Genomic DNA, 17,692 nt, shown 5'->3' on the forward strand with positions numbered 1-17,692 from the left:
TTCCGGGCCGGGCGACGGCTCAGTCGCTCAGCCAGCGCGGATTGCGGCCGTCGCGCTCGGCCTGATCGGCATCGCGCGATCGGCGCACCAGCGATGCCGGGCCGATGGAGCCGCGTCCGAACCGCGCACTGACGGCGTCGAGCGTGCGCTCCGCCTCGCGCCACTCCTCGTCCGGGTCCCACAGCGCCGGCGCATCGTCGCCGGCGTCCGCCAGCTGCTCCGCGCGAACGCCGATCAGGCGGATCGGCGTGGCGCGCAGGTCGATCCCGACACTCTCGAAGACGTCCCACGCCTCCTCGAAGAGCCGCCGACCGACATTGGTGGGCTCGGCGAGCGTGCGCGATCGGGAGATGGTGCGGAAGTCGGAGTAGCGGATCTTCAGGGCGATCGTCCGCCCCACCATGCCGTGTTCGCGCAGCCTCTCCCCCACCCGGCCCGACAGCCGCAGCAGTTCCCTGCGCAGCGTGTCCAGGTCGTCGACATCCACAGCGAAGGTGTTCTCGTGCCCGATGCTCTTCTCCCGGGAGGACGTGACGATCGTCCGGGGGTCGTGTCCGTGCGCCAGGTCGTGCAGCCGTCGCGCTGTCGCGTCGCCGACCGCGCGCTGCAGCACGGGGAACGGCGCATCCGCCAGGTCCGCGACCGTCCGCAGCCCCATCCGCTCGAGCGAGGCCTGTGTGCTGGCCCCGACGCCCCAGAGCGCGCCGACCGGCAACGGCCTGAGATACGCGACGGTCTCGGCCGGCGGGATGACCAGCATCCCGTCGGGCTTCGCGTGGCCGGATGCCAGCTTGGCCATGAACTTCGTGCCGGCGACGCCCACCGAGCAGGTCAAGCCGGTCTCGTCGCGCACCCGCGCCCGGATCAGCTCGGCGATGCGTCGCGGCGAGCCCAGCAGGCGACGCGCCCCGGCGACGTCGAGGAAGGCCTCATCGATGCTGAGCGGCTCGACGAGCGGGGTGACCTCGTGGAAGATCTGCATCACCCGGGCGGAGTACTCGGTGTACTTCTCGTAGTGCGGCGGCAGGATGATCGCGGTGGGGCAGAGGCGGAGCGCCTGCGACACCGGCATCGCGCTGCGCACACCGTACCTGCGGGCCTCGTAGGTCGCGCTCGTGACCACTCCGCGGCCGCCCGCGTGCCCGACGATGGCCGGCTTGCCGCGCGCGTCCGGCCGGTCGAGGAGTTCGACCGACGCGAAGAAGGCGTCCATGTCGACGTGCAGGATCGTGGCGTCGGAGTCGTCGACGGCGGCGGTCGTCACGCGCCGGTCGCTGCCATCCGTCTTGCCCACTCGTCAATCCTCCCACCCGGCGCCGACCACGGCGCCGCGAAGGGGCGTCGAGGTGCAACCGAGGGACCGCCGAAGGGCGTCTTAACGCCCCTAAAGCGGTGTTTTAGGGGCGTTAAGGCGCCCCTCGGTGGAACGAGGTTCGGGGTGGGGCGGAGGTGGGAGTCAGACGAGGGCGGCCACGAGGGGGCGGAACCAGGCGCGGAAGGCCGCTGAGTCGTCGCGGAGGGAGGCGCTGATGGCCACGGTGTGCGGACCGACGATCCAGGCGCCGCTCTCGGCGAGCGGCAAGACGTCGATGTCCAGCCGGAAGTATCCGGCCTGGCGGCGCAGGTCGTGCTCCCGCTCGTGGACGACGTCCACGATGTCCGCCGCGCGCCGCGCGTGCGCCTCCATGCTCGCGCGCGTGTACTCCGCATGACGATCGCGCGCCCAGCGCGCCGCCTCGTCGTGGTGGGCCAGCACGAAGTCCTGCAGCTCCAGCGCCCGGTCGAGCGCGGCGAAATGCGGAGGCTGCAGCAGGGGCGTCATCGGCCGGTGCTCACGATCGGCCGCCGCCTCGAAGAGCGCGTCCCACTGCGCCGACAGTGCCCCGCGCGCCGCCGGCTTCGCCTCGGCACGCCCGCCGCCGGCGTCGCCGTGCAGCACCGGCACGACAGCGGGGGTCACCCGAGGGAGGGCGTGCGCGACGACGCTGTCCAGTCCGGCGAGGTCGCGGAGGGCGAGCGCGATCAGCAGGTCCCAGGGGCAGTCCTCTGTGACCTGCCATCGAAGGGTGCCCTCGACGAACATGCCGACATTGTAGGAGCCACCGGTGACACCGAGCAGTGGGGATTTCTCGGCGTCAGCCGCGGCGATCCAGTTCAGCGATCAGTCGCTGCACGGTCCGCTGGTTCCGCGCGGTCGCGACCTGTCCGACGCGGCGCCAGAACGCCATCGGAACGGTCGATTTCGAGATCCCGAGCGGACTCCACTGATAGACGGCGCGGTCGCCGAGCCGCACGCGCTCCGGTGCGAGTTCTTCGTCGGTCGGCGCAACGAGCTCCGGCGGCAGTTCGTGATCGAGGAACACGACGACCAGTCGCGAGTCGTCGTCCGAGACGTCCAGCAGAGGGTTGGCGGCGGCGCGGCGGCGGAAGTCCTCCTCGGGGAGAAGCACGATGTCCGCCTCGACGCCCGACGACCGGGAGAGCGCGGCGGTGATGGCCGCCGCATCACCCGCCGTCGGCGCGGCGGAGCACCGGAACACCACATTGCCGCTCTGCAGCAGAGTCACGACGTCGTCGAACCCCGCCGCTTCGAACGCCGCGGCAAGGTCGGCCTTGGCGACACGCGCGTTGCCGCCGACGTTGATGCCGCGCACCAGTCCGACTCCGAGCATCGGGTCAGCCCTCCGCCACCGGGTCGGCGGCGACGAGCAGCGTAGACGGGATAACGGCCGTCTCGAACGGGCCGCTCCCGTCGCGTCGTCGCTGCGGCTCGCTGAACGCCACGACCCAGGTGGTGTAACCGTCGGTCGGGAGCGAGACCTGCCGCAGGCCGCGGTCGCCGGGCGCGATGATCACACCGGTCGGCTCATCCGGAAAATCGGTGCCGGCGGCGGGTTCGTGCTCGACGACGTACACCTGGACGCCGACACCGAGCCCCGGGACGGCGGCGCGGGGATCGCGGGGCGGGCGGGGACGGTCACGCTTCCACATGACTCAAGCATCGCATCACGATCGCGGGTCGGCGTCGGAACCGGCTTCACTGCGACGTCGACGGCTCCGCCCTCCCACGTTCCGGATCGAGCAGGTGGCGCAGCGTCGCACGCTCGACGACGGTCCACGCCGTCGACGTCAGGATGTACACGGCCGCGGCCAGCGGGACGAACGCGGCGAACACCACCGTGACGTACGGGAGGAACGACAGCGCGCGCACGGCGCCTGTCGGTGCTGCACCGCCGCCTGGCTGCGGAAGGGCGAGGACGCGGCGCGACACGGTCGTCACCGCGGCGATCAGGATCAGCACGACGGCGTACACCCAGAAGCCCGGCCAGACCGAGGCGGAGCCCGCAAGGCCCACGAAGCTCGTGCCGAGCGGAGCGCCGAAGACGTGCTCGCCGAGGAGGGTGTTGGCGTGCCCGGCGATCGTGGCGTGCGTGAACACCGCGTACACCAGCGAGATCACCGGCAGCTGCGCCAGCAGCGGCAGTATTCCGGCGAACGGTGAGGTGCGCTCCGCCTGGTAGAGCTCCATGGTCTTGCGGGCGAGCAGCTCGCGGTTCGCGCGGTGCGTGCGCTGCAGCTCGGCGAGGGCCGGTGCGAGCCGCCGGCGCGTGTACTCCGCGCGCACCTGGCTGATTCCCACCGGGATGAGGATGAGCCGCACGAGCACCGTCAGCACGACGATGGCGACGAGCGTCGCTGCCGTGCCCGCGACGGGCTCGACGGCGGTCGAGAGAGCGGTGACGAAGCCGTAGGCTGCGTCGAGGACGGCCGCGATCGGCGGCCACGAGAAGAAGTCCATCTGGGGTATCCCTGCTGTCGGAACGGACGAAGACGTCGTCTGGTCGCGAGGAGTCCGAAGGGACCGACCGAGGTGTGAGGGCCTCGTTACGCGACCGGCAGCAGGTTGCCGGGAGCTCGTGGCCGCGGGCGGCCATCGGCATCCGGATCGGCCTGGCTCTCGATCAGCCAGCCGATGGTGGGCTGGAGCGGAGTGGACCACACGGGGCGCACGCGGAGGGATGCCGCGAGGGCCGCGACCGAGCGCACGGCGGCCGCCGCGACGACCGCGACGATGCCGATCGCGCCGGCGAGACCGGCGAGGGCGACCAGGCCCGACACGCTCGACGGCCCGAGTGCCGTCAGTCGCGCGACGAGTTCCAGGAGCAGCGCCATGCTGCTGACGCTAGCGCATCGCGCATCGCGTGCACACGGACGTTCGCCCTGAGCGGACCGGCCGGCAACAGGAGCAAGATGGAGTCATGTCTCGTGTCGCGATCGTCGGAGCCCATGGAAAAGTCGCCCAGCAACTCATGCGGGTGCTGTACGACGACGGAGACGACTTCGTCGGCCTCGTCCGTGCGGAGGAGCACGCCGAAGACGTCTACCGCCTCGGCGGGGAAGGCGTGGTGCTCGATATCGAACAGGCCGACCCGGACGCGATCGCCGCGGCGATCGCCGGCTGCGACGCCGTCGTGTTCACGGCCGGAGCGGGTGCGGGATCCGGTGTCGAGCGCAAACGGACCGTGGACTACGCCGGCTCCGTGAAATCGGCCCAGGCAGCGGCACGCGCCGGGATCCGCCGCTTCGTCCAGGTGAGCGCGTGGGGCGTGGACTCCCCCGTCGAGGCCGATGCCGACCCGCAGTGGCGGGCCTACGTCGAGGCGAAGCGCGACGCGGACGCGGAGCTCCGCTCGTCCGGCCTCGACTGGACCATCCTCCGGCCCGGACGGCTCACCTTCGACGAGGGCACGGGCGAAGTCCTGATCGCGGACAGCGTCCCGCGCGGCGACATCCCCCGCGAGGACGTGGCACGCCTGATCGCCGCCTGCCTCGCCGACCCCGGGACCATCGGTCGCACGTGGGAGGTCGTCTCGGGCGACACGCCGATCGACGAGGCCATCCGCGCCCTCACGCGGGCTTCCTGACGACGCCCGCCCCGTAGGATCTGTCACCGTGAGCATTTACAGCGATCGCCCGTGGGTCGCCGGCTACGCGCCGGGCGTCCCCGCCGACATCGACCTGCCGGACGGGTCCCTCGCCCACCTCATCGACGCCTCCGTCGCGACCTACGGCACGCACGTCGCCCTGGAGTTCTTCGGGGCCACCACGACCTACGCCGAGCTCGGCGACCAGATCGCACGCGCCGCGGAGGGGCTCCGCAAGCGCGGGGTGCGCAAGGGCGACCGCGTCGCGCTGGTGCTCCCGAACTGCCCGCAGCACGTCGTGGCCTTCTACGCGGCGCTCCGGCTCGGAGCCGTCGTCGTGGAGCACAATCCGCTCTACACGCCGCGGGAGCTGCGCCACCAGTTCGAGGACCACGGCGCCACGGTCGCGATCGTCTGGGACAAGGTCGCCCGGACCGTCCAGGAGCTGCCTGCGGACCTCGGCGTGACCACGATCGTCTCGGTCGACATCACCCGCGGGATGCCGGCCGCCAAGCGCTTCGCCCTGCGCCTGCCCGTCCCGGCGGCCCGCAAGGCCCGCGAGCAGCTGACCGCCAAGGTCTCCGGCACCATCCCGTGGGAGTCCCTGGTGTCGTCGCGCCGGCTCAAGGCCTCCGTGCCGCGGCCCGAGCGCGACGACCTCGCGCTCATCCAGTACACGAGCGGGACGACGGGGCTGCCGAAGGGCGTCATGCTCTCGCACCTGAACCTCGCCGTGAACGCCGCGCAGGCGAGGGCCTGGGTACCGACCATCGAGCGCGGGACCTCCGTCGTCTATGCCGTACTGCCGTTGTTCCACGCGTACGGGCTCACCCTCTGCCTGACGTTCGCGATGAGCATGGGATCCCGGCTCGTGCTCTTCCCGAAGTTCGACCCCGACCTCGTGCTCGACGTCGTCAAGAAGCACCCGGCGACGTTCCTGCCGGCCGTACCGCCGATCTACGAGCGCCTCGTGCAGGCTGCGGAGAAGCGCAGGGTGTCGCTGTCGGGCATCGACATCGCCATCTCGGGGGCGATGAGCCTCCCCCAGGCGATCGTCGAGCTGTGGGAGTCGAAGACCGGCGGCTACCTCGCGGAGGGGTATGGCCTGTCGGAGTGCTCGCCGGTGCTCATGGCCAACCCGGTCGGCGCGACGCGGAAGGCCGGAACCGTCGGCCTCCCGTTGCCGGGCACCGAGCTGCGCGTCGTCGATCCCGACGATCCGGACAGCGACCGGCCGTTCGGCGAGGAAGGCGAACTGGTCGCGCGCGGCCCGCAGGTGTTCTCGGGCTACTGGCGCAAGACCGACGAGACGGCCAAGGTCCTCACGAAGGACGGCTGGTTCCGCACCGGCGACATCGTCACGATGGATGCCGACGGGTTCGTGCGCATCGTCGACCGCATCAAGGAGCTCATCGTCACCGGAGGCTTCAACGTCTCACCGACGGAGGTCGAGGACGCCCTGCGCGGGTTCGAGGGCGTCGACGACGTCGCCGTGGTCGGACTCCCGCACCGTCGCGGCGGCGAGGACGTGGTCGCCGCCGTCGTCATGCAGCCCGGAGCGTCGTTCGACGAGGAGGCGATCCGCGCGTTCGGCCGCGACTGCCTGGCGGCCTACAAAGTCCCGAAGCACGTGGTGCAGGTCGAGGAGCTCCCGCGCAGCATCGTCGGCAAGGTGATCCGGCGCACGGTGCGCGATCGGCTGCTGGCGGCGCGGCAGGGGGGCTGACGCCGCGCCGGTGAGCGACCGGTCACCCGATCGGGAACACCAGCAGCGAGCCGGTCGCCGTCGCAACGGTCTTGCCCGCACCGTCGGTGACGACGCCGTCGGCGAACGCGACACGATTGCCGGGCTTCGTGACCGTCGCACTGCAGGTCAGCGGGCCGCTGGTCGCGAAGACCGGCCGCAGATAGTTGACCTTGATCTCGATGGACGTGTATCCCTGTCCCGCCGCCAGCGTCGTCTGCACCGCACAGCCGAGTGCCGAGTCGAGCAGGGTGCAGACCAGTCCGCCGTGCACCGTGCCGATCGGGTTGTAGTGCGACTCGTCCGGCTCGCAGACGAAGACCGCCCGGCCCGGTTCCGCCTCGGTCAGGGTCATCCGCATCAGGCTCGTGATCGGCGGCGGCGGGAGTTCGCCCGCGATCATCCGGTGCAAATACTCCAGGCCGCTCATCGTCGGCATGACGGCGACGCCCGGCGCCGGATCCTCCCAGTGGACGGTTCGGCTGCGCTCGCTCACTCGCTCCCCTTCCGCGGTAGGTCGGGGTCGGCCGGGGGGAGGTCCGCCGGCTCGTCGACCGGTTCGAGCGTATCGGCATTGACCGGCGTCTGACCCTCGGGCAGGTTGGAGAAGTCGGGTGCGATGACCGTGGCGGGCAGCCGGGTCGCCACTCCTCCGAACACCGTGTCCGCTCCCACCGGTTCGGGTGCGAGCACGATGTCGTCGCTCTTGCGCGGCAACGTCAGCCCCTTGAAGTAGTCCGGACGGATGAACCGCCAGACGATCATCAGCACGACCCCGATGAGGATGCCGCCGATGCCGACCACGGCCTCCGCTCCGATCCCGAAGATCGTGACGTTCTTGCCCTGGTCGTCGGTCAGCCAATCCGGTTGAGCGAAGTTGTACGTGCCGTAGATGAAGACGGCCAGCAGCATCAGACCGCCGAGCAACGGGAACAGCCCGCGCATGATCGCGTGCCGGAAGCTCGTGAACAGCGTCCGCCGGTAGTACCAGACGCACGCGAACCCGGTGAGACCGTAGTAGAAGGCGATCATCAGACCGATGGACCCGATCAGCGCGTTGAGCAACGAGACGCTGATCGCGGTGAAGGCGAGGTAGAAGACGGCGGAGACCAGGCCCATCCCGATCGTCGACCAGGTCGGCGTGAGGAACTTCGGGTGGATGCGAGCGAACTTCTCCGGGATCGCCTTGTAGACGGCCATCGACAGCGTCGTCCGCGCGGTGGGCAGGATCGTCGTCTGGGTGGACGCGGATGCGGACGTCAGGATGGAGAAGCCGAGCAAGGTCATCAGGACCGCCCCGACCGGACCGCCGCCGAAGAGCGTCGGGCCGATCGCCGAGAAGACGTCACCGGAGTTCGCCGGGTTCGCCAACCCGATCCCCTTCTCGCCGACCCCGGCGAAGGCGACGGCAGCGACCGTCACGATCGCATACGTGGCGAGCAGAAGGAGAGTGCTGATGACGGCGGCGCGGCCGGGCGTCTTCTCCGGGTTCTTGGTCTCCTCGTTGACCGACACGGCCGTGTCCCAGCCCCAGTAGATGAAGATCGCGGTCAGGAGGGCGGGTGCGATCGTCTGCCCGAAGTCGAGCGTGAACGGGTTGAACCACGACCACTGCGGGATGAGCGAGTACGGCTCGGCGGTGCCGGTGTAGACCTTCACGAGTGCGAAGACCGCGAAGAAGATCAGGATGACGACCTCGAAAGCCAGGAGTACGTACTGCACGCGCGCCGACACTTCGATTCCGCGATAGCAGATCCACGTCATCAGGGCGATCCAGACGAGGCCGGCGATCGTCACAGCGACGTTGTTGTTCGCGAGAGCGGCCACCCCGGGGAGGCCGAATCCGCCGACGAACGTGTACGAGTAGCTTCCGGCGATCTGGGCGAGGTTGGACATCACGATGATGTCGGCGATCACGATCCCCCACCCGCCGAGCCAGCCGGTGATCGGCCCGAAGGCACGGGCGGCCCAGGTGAAGGTCGTGCCGCAGTCCGGCTCGGCCTTGTTGAGCTCCTGGTACGCGACCGCGATCAGATACATCGGGATGAACGCGAGCAGCACGATGCCCGGGGCCTTCACGCCGGCCGCGAGCGTCCCACCGACGACGATGAAACCCAGGCTCGCCGCGAGGCTGTACGCGGGCGCGGTCGAGGCCACCCCGACGACCACGCTCGACACGAGGCCGAGCGCACCGCCTTTCAGGCCCTTCTTCCCTGCTTCGTCCGTGGCGGACGGGCTGGTGGATGTCATTGCAACCTCCGGTGACTCGGGTCCGCTCACCGGTGAACGGGCCACCGCAGCACAGCGTAGCTCCCGGTCGGCCGTTTCGGGGGTACGGCTCTCCTGCGAGAGACCTCAGAACGTCGAGTCGAGTCGGGCCAGTCGCCGACGCGCCGCCAGCTCCGCCTGGGTCTGCGGGCCGAGCAGCACCTGGGCCCCACGCAGCACGAGTGCCGTCGCGCCGTCGATCGGGAGCCGGTCGACCGCCGGGAAGCCGAGCAGGACGCGGTGCCGCGGCTCGAGGGTCGACACCGCGGCACGGAACACCACGCGGTACGACGGCCGCAGTGTGCGCCGCAGCGGTGCGCGCCGGATGAAGCGCACGATCTCCTCGACGTCGGGGCCCCCGCGCAGGTCGCCGGCATCGGTCACCTCGTCGATGCGTGCCCGCAGGTCCGCTGCAGTGCGCGGCGGGTCCTCGACGCCCATGAGCTCCGCCGCGGTCGCCCACTCCCCGACGTAGCCGTCCGCTCCTCCGGGGATCGGCGACCCCCAGCGCTGATGGGCGGTGAGGAACGCATCGGTGAACGCCAGGTGCACCCACGCGGCCAGCTCCGGGTCGTTCGCGGCGTATGCGCGGGTCGTACCGTGCCCATCGACGTACTGTCCGCGCACACGCTCGTGCAGCGACTTCACCAGTTCGCTGCCGGCGACCGCCTGCGCTCGGCTGCCGAAAGTGACCGTGTGGATCCACTGGATGGTGCCCGCGAGCCTGCCCAGCGGGTCCTCCCGGTAGCGCGAGTGATCACGCACGCCCGCGAGTGCGCCGGGGTGCACTGCCTGAAGGAGGAGTGCGCGCACACCGGCCACGAGGGTCGGCATGCCGCCGTGCACGGTCCACGCCGCCCCGCCCGCCGGGAAGAAGCCCGCGTCGTCGCCGTCCTCGAGGCGCAGGATCCACGCGGGCAGGCGATCGGACCGTCCGGACAGTGTCTCGATCAGTCGCGACCGGACCGGCCCGAGGAGGCGCTCGACGACGTCGACGGTCATCGCACCGGCAACTCCATCCCGAGTCCGTCGATGACCTGTGCCGACGGCAGCGCGCCCAGCAGCCGCCCCGGCAGCAGCAGCTTCGAACGTCGCACACCCGAACCGATGATCACGACCACGCCGTCGGCGACCACGCGGGAATCGACGAGCACGGGCCACCCGGCGGGCAGGCCGATCGGTGTGATGCCGCCGTACTCCATCCCGGTGAGCTCCACCGCGCGCTCCATCGGCAGGAACGAGGCCTTGCGGACGTCGAGCAGCCGCTTGACCGTGCCGTTCACGTCGGCGCGCGTGGTCGCGAGCACGACGCAGGCGGCGATCGACTCCACGCCCTCGCGCTTGCCGCCGACGACGACGCAGTTGGCGAGGGTGTCCGCGGCCAGGCCGAACCGTTCCTGCGTCGCCGCGGTGTCGGAGACGTCGGGGTCGATCTCGACCACGCCGACCTCGTCCAGCCAGCCGAGCGCGCCCAGAGCGTCGAGAGTCGGCGACGCCAGCAGCTCGGTGCGCGAGGAGGCCGGCGCCGTGGTGAGCCCGCCGAGTGTGAAGACGCCCATGCACCTACGCTAGCGCTGTCGCCGGCTCCTCACGAACGCGGGGGTCGAGCTGCTTGTACATGATGGTGGTGCCCCCGAGCGCGCCGGACGGACTGATCGCGTAGCCGGGGATGCCGCCCACGGTCTGCCAGCCCCACCGGGTGTACAGGGACTCGGCGAGGCTGCCGGTCTCGGTGTCCAGCACGAGGAGTGTCAGCCCGTGCGCGGCCGCGTGCTCCTCGAGTGCCGTCATCAGTGCGGGTGCGATGCCACGGCCGCGAGCATCGGGATGCACCATCAGCTTGATGACCTCCCCGCGGTGCGGGCCGTTGCGCTTCGCCGCCCGCACCAGGGTGATCGTCCCGAGGACGCGCTCGCCGTCGCGGGCGACCCAGGTCTCGGCGTCCGGGTCGGCGAACAGCGCCGCCCACCACACCGCCGCCTCCTCCGGCGTCGGCGGGTCGACCCAGCCCACGCTCGCCCCGGAGGCGACGGTGTCGATCAGAACGGGCGCGAGCGCGACCGCGGTCGCGGCAGCGCTCGCGCCGGTGACGCGCTCGATCGTGGCCGTCATCGCGCGACCGTCACTGCGAGGCCGTCACGGGCCGACCGTCACTGCGAGGCCCGCTCGAGCACCAGCTCGCGCACGCGAGCGGCGTCCGCCTGGCCCTTCATGGCCTTCATCACCGCGCCGATGACCGCGCCGGCGGCCTGGACCTTGCCGTCGCGGATCTTCTCGAGCACGTCGGGCTGGGCGGCCAGCGCCTCGTCGATCGCCGCGACCAGTGCGCCGTCGTCGGAGACGACCGCGAGCCCGCGGCTGTCCACGACCTGCTGCGGAGCGCCCTCGCCCGCGATGACGCCCTCGAGCACCTGGCGGGCCAGGCGATCGGTGAGCGTGCCGGCGTCGACCAGCGCGGCCAGCTCGGCGACGTGCTGCGGGCTGACCAGCGTCCCGGCCGGCACGCCCTGGGCGTTGGCCAGCCGGGCGATCTCGCCGGTCCACCACTTGCGCGCGGCGGCCGGGGTGGCGCCGGCTGCGATGGTGGCCTCCAGCTCGTCGAGCAGTTCGGCGTTGTCCACGTCCTGGAACTCCAGCGCCGTGAACCCCCACTCGACGGTGAGGCGCTTGCGGCGCGCCGCAGGGGCCTCCGGAAGCGTCGCGCGCAGCTCCTCCACCCACTCGCGGCTGGGTGCGACGGGTACGAGGTCCGGCTCCGGGAAGTACCGGTAGTCGTCGGCATCGGACTTCGGACGCCCCGCGGAGGTCGTGCCGGTGTCTTCGTGCCAGTGCCGCGTCTCCTGCACGATCGTGCCGCCGGCCTCGAGGATCGCGGCCTGGCGCTGGATCTCGTAGCGCACGGCGCGCTCGATCGAGCGCAGCGAGTTGACGTTCTTGGTCTCCGTGCGTGTGCCCAGCTCCGACGAACCGCGCCGGCGGAGCGACACATTCGCGTCGCAGCGGACGTTGCCCTCCTCCATGCGAGCGTTCGAGACGCCCAGCGCCTTCACCAGGTCGCGGATGGCGCGGACGTAGGTGCGCCCGACCTCCGGAGCGTCGCCCTCGGCGCCCTCGATCATCTTGGTGACGATCTCGACGAGCGGTACGCCGCCGCGGTTGAAGTCGACCAGCGAGTAGTCCGCGCCCTGGATACGACCGGTCGCGCCGCCGACGTGGGTCAGCTTTCCGGCGTCCTCCTCCATGTGGGCGCGCTCGATCTCGATCCGCAGCTCGCGGCCGTTCTCGAGCTCGATGGTGACCGCGCCGTCGTGGGCGATCGGCTCGTCGTACTGGGAGGTCTGGAAGTTCTTCGCGAGGTCGGGGTAGAAGTAGTTCTTGCGCGCGAACCGGCTCGACTCGGCGATCTCGCAGCCGAGCGCGAGCCCCAGGCGGATGCTCGACTCGATCGCCTTCTCGTTGACCTGCGGCAGGCCGCCGGGCAGACCGAGGCACGTCGGGCAGGTGTTCGTGTTGGCGCCGGAGCCGAACTCGTTCGCACAGCCGCAGAACATCTTGGTGGCCGTGTTCAGCTCCACGTGCACCTCGAAACCGAGCACGGGCTCGAACAGCTCGAGGGCCTTGTCGTAATCCATCAACTGGGCCTTGGCCATCAGACCGCTCCCTCTTCGCTCGCGAACATCTCGGTGGCGCTCAGATCCGGCGCCTGGCTGAGCAGCGGGCCGCCCCACTGCTGCTCCAGCAGCCGCTCGAGTGCGGCGCCGATCGTGTAGAGCCGCGCGTCGGCGCGCGCCGGCGCCATGAGCTGCATGCCGACCGGGAGGCCGTCCTCCGGCGCCAGCCCGATCGGCAGGCCCATGCCGGGCACGCCGGCGAGGTTGGCGGGGATGGTGGTGATGTCGTTGAGGTACATCGCCATCGGGTCGGCCAGCTTCTCGCCGAACCTGAACGCGGTGGTCGGCGCGCTCGGGCTGACCAGCACGTCGACCTTCTCGAACGCGGCCGAGAAATCGCGCTGGATCAGCGTGCGGACCTTCTGCGCCGAGCCGTAGTAGGCGTCGTAGTAGCCCGCGCTCAGCGCGTACGTGCCGAGGATGATGCGGCGCTTGACTTCGGGACCGAACCCGGCGTCGCGGGTCGCCGCCATCACGCGCTCGACTGTGACCGGCCCGTTCTCGGGGTCCACGCGCAACCCGAACCGCACGGAGTCGAACCGCGCCAGGTTGCTGGACGCCTCGGCCGGGAGGATGAGGTAGTACGCGGCGACGGCATATTCGAAGCTCGGGGCCTCGACCTCCACCACCTCCGCACCGGCCGCCTGCAGGAGCGCGAGCGCCTCGTCGAAGCGCTGCTTCACCCCGGCCTGGAAGCCCTCGCCGTTCAGTTCGCGGACGACGCCGACACGGACGCCGCGCAGCGCCTCGTCGCGCAGCCCTGCCCGCGCGGCGTCGGCCATCGACGGCCAGGAGTCGGTCAGCGACGTGGAGTCGAACGGGTCGTGCCCGGCGATCACGTCGTGGAGCAGGCCGGCGTCGATCACCGTGCGCGACACGGGGCCGACCTGGTCGAGCGAGCTCGCCAGCGCGATCGCTCCGTAGCGGCTGACGCCGCCGTAGGTCGGCTTGACCCCCACGGAACCGGTCACGGCGGCGGGCTGCCGGATCGAGCCGCCCGTGTCGGAGCCGAGCGCGAAGGGCGCCTCGAACGCCGAGACGGCCGCTGCCGAGCCGCCGCCCGAGCCGCCGGGGATCCGCTCCAGATCCCACGGGTTGCGCGTGGGACCGAAAGCGGAGTGCTCGGTGGAGGAGCCCATCGCGAACTCGTCCATATTGGTCTTGCCCAGCGGCACGAGGTCGGCTTCGCGCAGCTTGCGCACCACGGTCGCGTCATAGGGCGGGATCCAGCCCTCGAGGATGCGCGACCCGGAGGTCGACGGCATGTCGCGGGTGGCGAGCACGTCCTTGATCGCGACGGGAACGCCCGCGAGCGCACCGAGCGGGTCGCCGGCCGCCCGGCGGCCGTCGATCTCGGCCGCCGTGCGCACGGCGTTCTCGCCGGCGACGTGCAGGAACGCGTGGACGTCGGCGTCCACCGACTCGATGCGGTCGAGGTGGGCGCGGGTGGCCTCCACGGAGGAGACCTCTCGAGCGGAGAGCAGGTCGGCCAGTGCGGAGGCCGTGAGCCGGGTCAGATCAGTCATCTCGGGCACTCCTCGGCTCAGTCTTCGTCCAGGATGGTGGCGACCTTGAACCGGTCGCCCTCCCGCGCGGGGGCGCCGGAGAGCGCCTGCTCGACGGTCAGCGACGGTCGCACCTCGTCGGAGCGGAAGACGTTGGTGAGCGGAAGCGGATGGCTCGTGGCGGGGACGTCGGGACCGGCGACCTCCTGCACCTTCGCGACCGCCTCGACGATCTGGCCGAGCTCACTCGTGAGGCTCTCGATCTCTTCCGGGCTGAGGTCGATCCTGGCGAGGTTCGCCAGGTGAGCGACCTGTTCTGCGCTGATTTCGGACATGCGTCTCCGTGCTGGTTTCTGGGTGGACGGAACCAATTCTATGGTCAGCCGAACAGACCGCGCCCCAGCCGGTCGACGGCGTCGTACGCCTCCTTGTACGTGCGCGGCACCGGGTCGCCCGGCGCGCCGTACCGCGCGGTGAGCAGGCCGACGAGCCCGACGCCGGGAGGGCTCAGCGGACGATCCTCGTCGCCCGGCGCCGGGGCGCCCGCCTCGGGGTTCGGCGGCAGGTACTGCGGTTGCGTGTCGGGCCACGTCCCCGGCTGGCGAGGAGTGCGCCGGTTCACGGCGTTGCGGACGGTGCGCGCACCACGGTCGCGCTCGGTGAGGTGCGGCAGACCGTACGCGCGGCAGAGCGTGGCGATGACCGCGGCGTGGCTCATCTCGTCGTGGATGATCGTGTTGCGCTCGGTGTAGGCGGAGATCGCGATGGCGGGGACGCGCACACCCAGCCGGTCGAACCGGAAGCCGTTCTCCCCCGGTCCGCTGCCGTCGGGCGGCGTCGCGGCTCCCGGCGCCACGTGGTCGTACGTTCCTCCGTGCTCGTCGAACGTCACGAGCAGCATGGTGTTGAGCGCGTTCGACCCCGTGGCGCTGCGCGATCCGCGGATCGCCGAGTACACCTGGTGCAGCAGCAGCTCCCCCGCGCGCACATCGGAGACCCCGCCGCCGGCGATGAGCGTCCCGTCGACGTCCTCCTCCGTCAGCGGTCCGCCCGGCGGGTGCATGTCGTTGTGGTCGTAGAGCAGGCGCGGCTCGATGAACGCGTAGTCCGGCAGCGTGCCCTCGGCCACGTCGGCGTAGAAATCGGTCATCGTGCGGAAGTGCGTCTTCCAGTACGGCTCGAGCACCGGCGCATGGATGAAGCCCGTCAGCGAGATGAGCTGCCGGTCGTCGAAATAGACGCGCCAGTTGCGCCCGGCCTCCTCGAGCCGGTTGAAGATCGTGGGGGCGTCGTTCGCCGGGTCGAACCACTTGCGGAGTCCGCCTGCTCCCGCGTTGTCCACGTACCCGTGCGAGGTCGACGCGTGGAAGAACGACCGGTTGCAGAACGTCTGCGAGGGAACGGCGCAGTGCCAGTCGTCGTAGACGGCGAACTGTCGCGCGAGCGTCGAGAAGACCGGCAGCATCTCGGGGGTGAAGGCGCCCATGATCCGCCGGTAGTCGTCGGGAGCGGGCTCGGCGCCGGTGTCCTTCCGCAGCACACCGATGTAGTCGCGGACGAAACCCTTCATCGTGGGCTTCATCCCGGCCGGCGGGGCGTTGTACGGGGGCTGCAGCTCCCGCACCCGGGCATCCTCGTTGGAGGGCGGGTCGACGATGCCGAAGAGCTGCGTGTTGACGTGCGGGTACACCTCGCCCGGGTCCGGGGACGGCTGCCGCATGATGAAATCGGTGCTCCCCTCGTAGGGATGCACCCGGATCTCGCCGCCCGCCGGATCGGGATTGCTGTAGTCGCCGAACGCCAGCCCGTCGAAGCGCGCGCCCTTCGGAAGGTTCTTCTCGTCGTACAGGTAGCCGAGGAGATTGTCGAACGAGCGGTTCTCATACATCAGCACGACGAGGTGGTCGAAGCCCGGCTTCGGCGGGGCCGGCAGCGTCGGGTACTCCTCCCCCGCTTCGTCGTCCGCGGCCGGAGCGGCGGACTGCTGCGAGGCCACACCGGCGCCGACGGCGCCGCCGGCCGCTCCCCCGACGACCGCCCCGGCGGCCACGAGCCCCGCGCCCTTCAGGAACGCGCGCCGGGACGACGCCGGCGCGTGTCCGTTCGCAGCAGGATCGGCCACACCGTCGTTCGGCGCGTGATCGTCGTGCTCCGGATCCATCGGTCCCATTATGCGCGGCGGGCGTCGCAGCCGCTCAGCGGTGCGACGCGACCGAGGTCGTCGCCGACCCGCGACCGTCGAGGACGAGGTCGCCCCTGTCGATCCCGATCATCGCCAGGTTACGCATGCACTCGGTGCCCGCAGTGAAGTACTCGTTGTGGCCGCTGGACCCGCTGAGAGTGCGGTGGGTGAGCGGATCCACCGCCCCGTCGACCCCCATCGGCTTGGCGCCGTACGAGGGCGAGCCCGGGTCGCTGCCGAAGAACGCGCTGTTGACGATGGGATCCATCGGCGCTTCGCCGACGAAGACGTTGCCCCCGCGCACATCCAGCTGCTTCACGGACTGAGCGTCCGAACCCGGCGAGCCCATGAGCGCCAACGCGTCGACCGTGACGGTGCCGCGCTCGAGCGCGAGCAGCGCGGCCGTCGAGCCGTAGGAGTGGGCGAGGACGCTGAGATACGGCGGGTCGGAGGCGCGCAGCGACTGGATGCCCATCAGCGTCCGCTCGAGGCTGTCGGCGCCCTCCCGGGCGAGCTCGAGTCCGCCGATGTTGGTCAGCACCGGCGTCTGGTATCCGATCCAGGCGACCACGGCCACACCCGGCGTGCGCTTCGTGGTCCCTGCACCGCCCAGCCGCTTCAGGAATCCGGTCTGCTGGTCGTACAGGTCCTGCGCGACCGCCGACCACGCCTCGATCTGCTCGCCCACCGCCATGTACATGCCGGGGACCAGTACGCTCACGTAGCGTGCCGTCCGCAGGTCGCCGACGACGATTGCCGCTCTGGCGTCGTCGGAGGGGTCGAGCGACACCAGGGTGCGGGTGACGCCGTCCTTCTTGGCCAGCGCGGTCTTCACATTGTCGAGCGTCGTGAGCTGACGCTTGAGTGCGACCCGGGCGGCTTTGCCGCGCTCGGAGCGCAGGCGCTGCTTCGCCGTGTCGATCGTCCGCTGCAGATCCAGCCGGTTCGCCTTTCCGCGGACGTCGTAGGGCACGCCCTCCAGGTTGCCCACCACGTGCGGCGCCGCCCGGACGAGCTCGGACTGACGGGCGGGGTCGAGCAGCGTCCACAGCCGGCTGACGTCCGCGGCGGCGGGCGGGTCGACCAGCAGCCGGTCGAGGTCGGCGGCATGGGCGCTGAGGAAACCGGGAAGCGCGGCGGGGTCCACGGCCTGTATCGAGGTGAGGACGCCCGCGACGCTCCGGTTCGGCGGCGCGGCCTGGCCCGGGCCGGAGCTCGTCGGAGCGTCGCCGATGGACGCAGACCGCATGGCGTCCTGTGCGATCGGCCGGACGGCCGCAGCCGGAGAGACGTCCGCGTGAGCGCTCTCAGCGGGCATGACGAAGGCCCCGGTCAGTCCTGTGACGACCGAGGTGACGATGGAAGCTGCTGCAAAGCCGACCAGCACTCCGTCCGGG

Annotated in this window: 18 protein-coding genes; 2 read left to right on the forward strand and 16 right to left on the reverse strand. The window is 71.0% G+C overall.

Features of this window, described 5'->3' with window-relative positions; translation table 11 throughout:
• Nucleotides 1-19: 19 nt before the first annotated feature.
• The 6 genes from Q0Q23_RS06275 to Q0Q23_RS06300 form a co-directional block, all read right to left on the reverse strand.
• The gene (locus Q0Q23_RS06275) at nucleotides 20-1,294 is read right to left on the reverse strand and encodes a DNA polymerase IV (protein ID WP_295121007.1); all 1,275 of its coding nucleotides are present in this window, start codon (nucleotides 1,292-1,294) and stop codon (nucleotides 20-22) included.
• A 162-nt stretch (nucleotides 1,295-1,456) separates the two neighbouring features.
• The gene (locus Q0Q23_RS06280) at nucleotides 1,457-2,083 is read right to left on the reverse strand and encodes a hypothetical protein (protein ID WP_295121010.1); all 627 of its coding nucleotides are present in this window, start codon (nucleotides 2,081-2,083) and stop codon (nucleotides 1,457-1,459) included.
• 52 nt (nucleotides 2,084-2,135) lie between these two features.
• The gene (locus Q0Q23_RS06285; RefSeq protein WP_295121013.1) at nucleotides 2,136-2,672 is read right to left on the reverse strand and encodes a DUF1697 domain-containing protein; all 537 of its coding nucleotides are present in this window, start codon (nucleotides 2,670-2,672) and stop codon (nucleotides 2,136-2,138) included.
• A 4-nt stretch (nucleotides 2,673-2,676) separates the two neighbouring features.
• Nucleotides 2,677-2,991, reverse strand: a complete 315-nt coding sequence (locus tag Q0Q23_RS06290; protein ID WP_295121016.1) for a hypothetical protein — start codon at nucleotides 2,989-2,991, stop codon at nucleotides 2,677-2,679.
• 46 nt (nucleotides 2,992-3,037) lie between these two features.
• Nucleotides 3,038-3,799: a YidC/Oxa1 family membrane protein insertase gene (locus Q0Q23_RS06295; RefSeq protein WP_295121019.1), complete on the reverse strand. Its 762-nt coding sequence runs from the start codon at nucleotides 3,797-3,799 to the stop codon at nucleotides 3,038-3,040.
• 86 nt (nucleotides 3,800-3,885) lie between these two features.
• Nucleotides 3,886-4,173: a DUF6412 domain-containing protein gene (locus Q0Q23_RS06300; RefSeq protein ID WP_295121021.1), complete on the reverse strand. Its 288-nt coding sequence runs from the start codon at nucleotides 4,171-4,173 to the stop codon at nucleotides 3,886-3,888.
• Nucleotides 4,174-4,259: 86 nt separating this feature from the next.
• Between Q0Q23_RS06300 and Q0Q23_RS06305 the strand changes: the two genes are divergently transcribed.
• Nucleotides 4,260-4,925 (forward strand): SDR family oxidoreductase, encoded by a 666-nt coding sequence (locus Q0Q23_RS06305; RefSeq protein ID WP_295121024.1) that lies wholly within the window; start codon nucleotides 4,260-4,262, stop codon nucleotides 4,923-4,925.
• A gap of 28 nt (nucleotides 4,926-4,953) precedes the next feature.
• Nucleotides 4,954-6,651 carry a long-chain-fatty-acid--CoA ligase gene (locus tag Q0Q23_RS06310; RefSeq protein ID WP_295121026.1) on the forward strand — a complete coding sequence of 566 codons (1,698 nt, stop codon included), beginning with the start codon at nucleotides 4,954-4,956 and terminating at the stop codon, nucleotides 6,649-6,651.
• A 22-nt stretch (nucleotides 6,652-6,673) separates the two neighbouring features.
• Here Q0Q23_RS06310 and Q0Q23_RS06315 read toward each other — a convergent pair whose 3' ends face one another.
• From Q0Q23_RS06315 to Q0Q23_RS06360, 10 genes are all read right to left on the reverse strand, one after another.
• On the reverse strand, nucleotides 6,674-7,108 hold the full coding sequence (locus Q0Q23_RS06315) for a PaaI family thioesterase (protein WP_295121126.1): 435 nt from the start codon (nucleotides 7,106-7,108) through the stop codon (nucleotides 6,674-6,676).
• Between the two features lie 53 nt (nucleotides 7,109-7,161).
• Nucleotides 7,162-8,919, reverse strand: a complete 1,758-nt coding sequence (locus Q0Q23_RS06320) for an APC family permease (RefSeq protein WP_295121030.1) — start codon at nucleotides 8,917-8,919, stop codon at nucleotides 7,162-7,164.
• 105 nt (nucleotides 8,920-9,024) lie between these two features.
• On the reverse strand, nucleotides 9,025-9,939 hold the full coding sequence (locus Q0Q23_RS06325) for an oxygenase MpaB family protein (protein ID WP_295121033.1): 915 nt from the start codon (nucleotides 9,937-9,939) through the stop codon (nucleotides 9,025-9,027).
• The gene (locus Q0Q23_RS06330) at nucleotides 9,936-10,496 is read right to left on the reverse strand and encodes a YbaK/EbsC family protein (protein ID WP_295121036.1); all 561 of its coding nucleotides are present in this window, start codon (nucleotides 10,494-10,496) and stop codon (nucleotides 9,936-9,938) included. Before Q0Q23_RS06330 ends, Q0Q23_RS06325 begins: the two co-directional genes overlap by 4 nt.
• 4 nt (nucleotides 10,497-10,500) lie before the next feature.
• On the reverse strand, nucleotides 10,501-11,049 hold the full coding sequence (locus Q0Q23_RS06335) for a GNAT family N-acetyltransferase (protein WP_295121039.1): 549 nt from the start codon (nucleotides 11,047-11,049) through the stop codon (nucleotides 10,501-10,503).
• Nucleotides 11,050-11,087: 38 nt separating this feature from the next.
• Complete coding sequence (gene gatB, locus Q0Q23_RS06340; protein WP_295121042.1) at nucleotides 11,088-12,587, reverse strand: Asp-tRNA(Asn)/Glu-tRNA(Gln) amidotransferase subunit GatB; 1,500 nt, start codon at nucleotides 12,585-12,587, stop codon at nucleotides 11,088-11,090.
• Nucleotides 12,587-14,134, reverse strand: coding sequence for an Asp-tRNA(Asn)/Glu-tRNA(Gln) amidotransferase subunit GatA (gene gatA / locus Q0Q23_RS06345; protein ID WP_295121044.1), 1,548 nt, complete (start codon nucleotides 14,132-14,134; stop codon nucleotides 12,587-12,589). Before gatA ends, gatB begins: the two co-directional genes overlap by 1 nt.
• A 17-nt stretch (nucleotides 14,135-14,151) precedes the next feature.
• On the reverse strand, nucleotides 14,152-14,448 hold the full coding sequence (gatC, locus tag Q0Q23_RS06350; RefSeq protein ID WP_241701486.1) for an Asp-tRNA(Asn)/Glu-tRNA(Gln) amidotransferase subunit GatC: 297 nt from the start codon (nucleotides 14,446-14,448) through the stop codon (nucleotides 14,152-14,154).
• Between the two features lie 44 nt (nucleotides 14,449-14,492).
• A complete protein-coding gene (locus Q0Q23_RS06355) occupies nucleotides 14,493-16,274 on the reverse strand; it encodes an alkaline phosphatase family protein (protein ID WP_295121050.1) in 1,782 nt (593 codons plus the stop codon).
• A 34-nt stretch (nucleotides 16,275-16,308) separates the two neighbouring features.
• Nucleotides 16,309-17,682 (reverse strand): alpha/beta hydrolase, encoded by a 1,374-nt coding sequence (locus Q0Q23_RS06360; protein WP_295121054.1) that lies wholly within the window; start codon nucleotides 17,680-17,682, stop codon nucleotides 16,309-16,311.
• Between the last annotated feature and the right edge of the window lie 10 nt (nucleotides 17,683-17,692).

The organism is uncultured Leifsonia sp. (assembly GCF_945957465.1).
Taxonomy (GTDB): domain Bacteria; phylum Actinomycetota; class Actinomycetes; order Actinomycetales; family Microbacteriaceae; genus Leifsonia.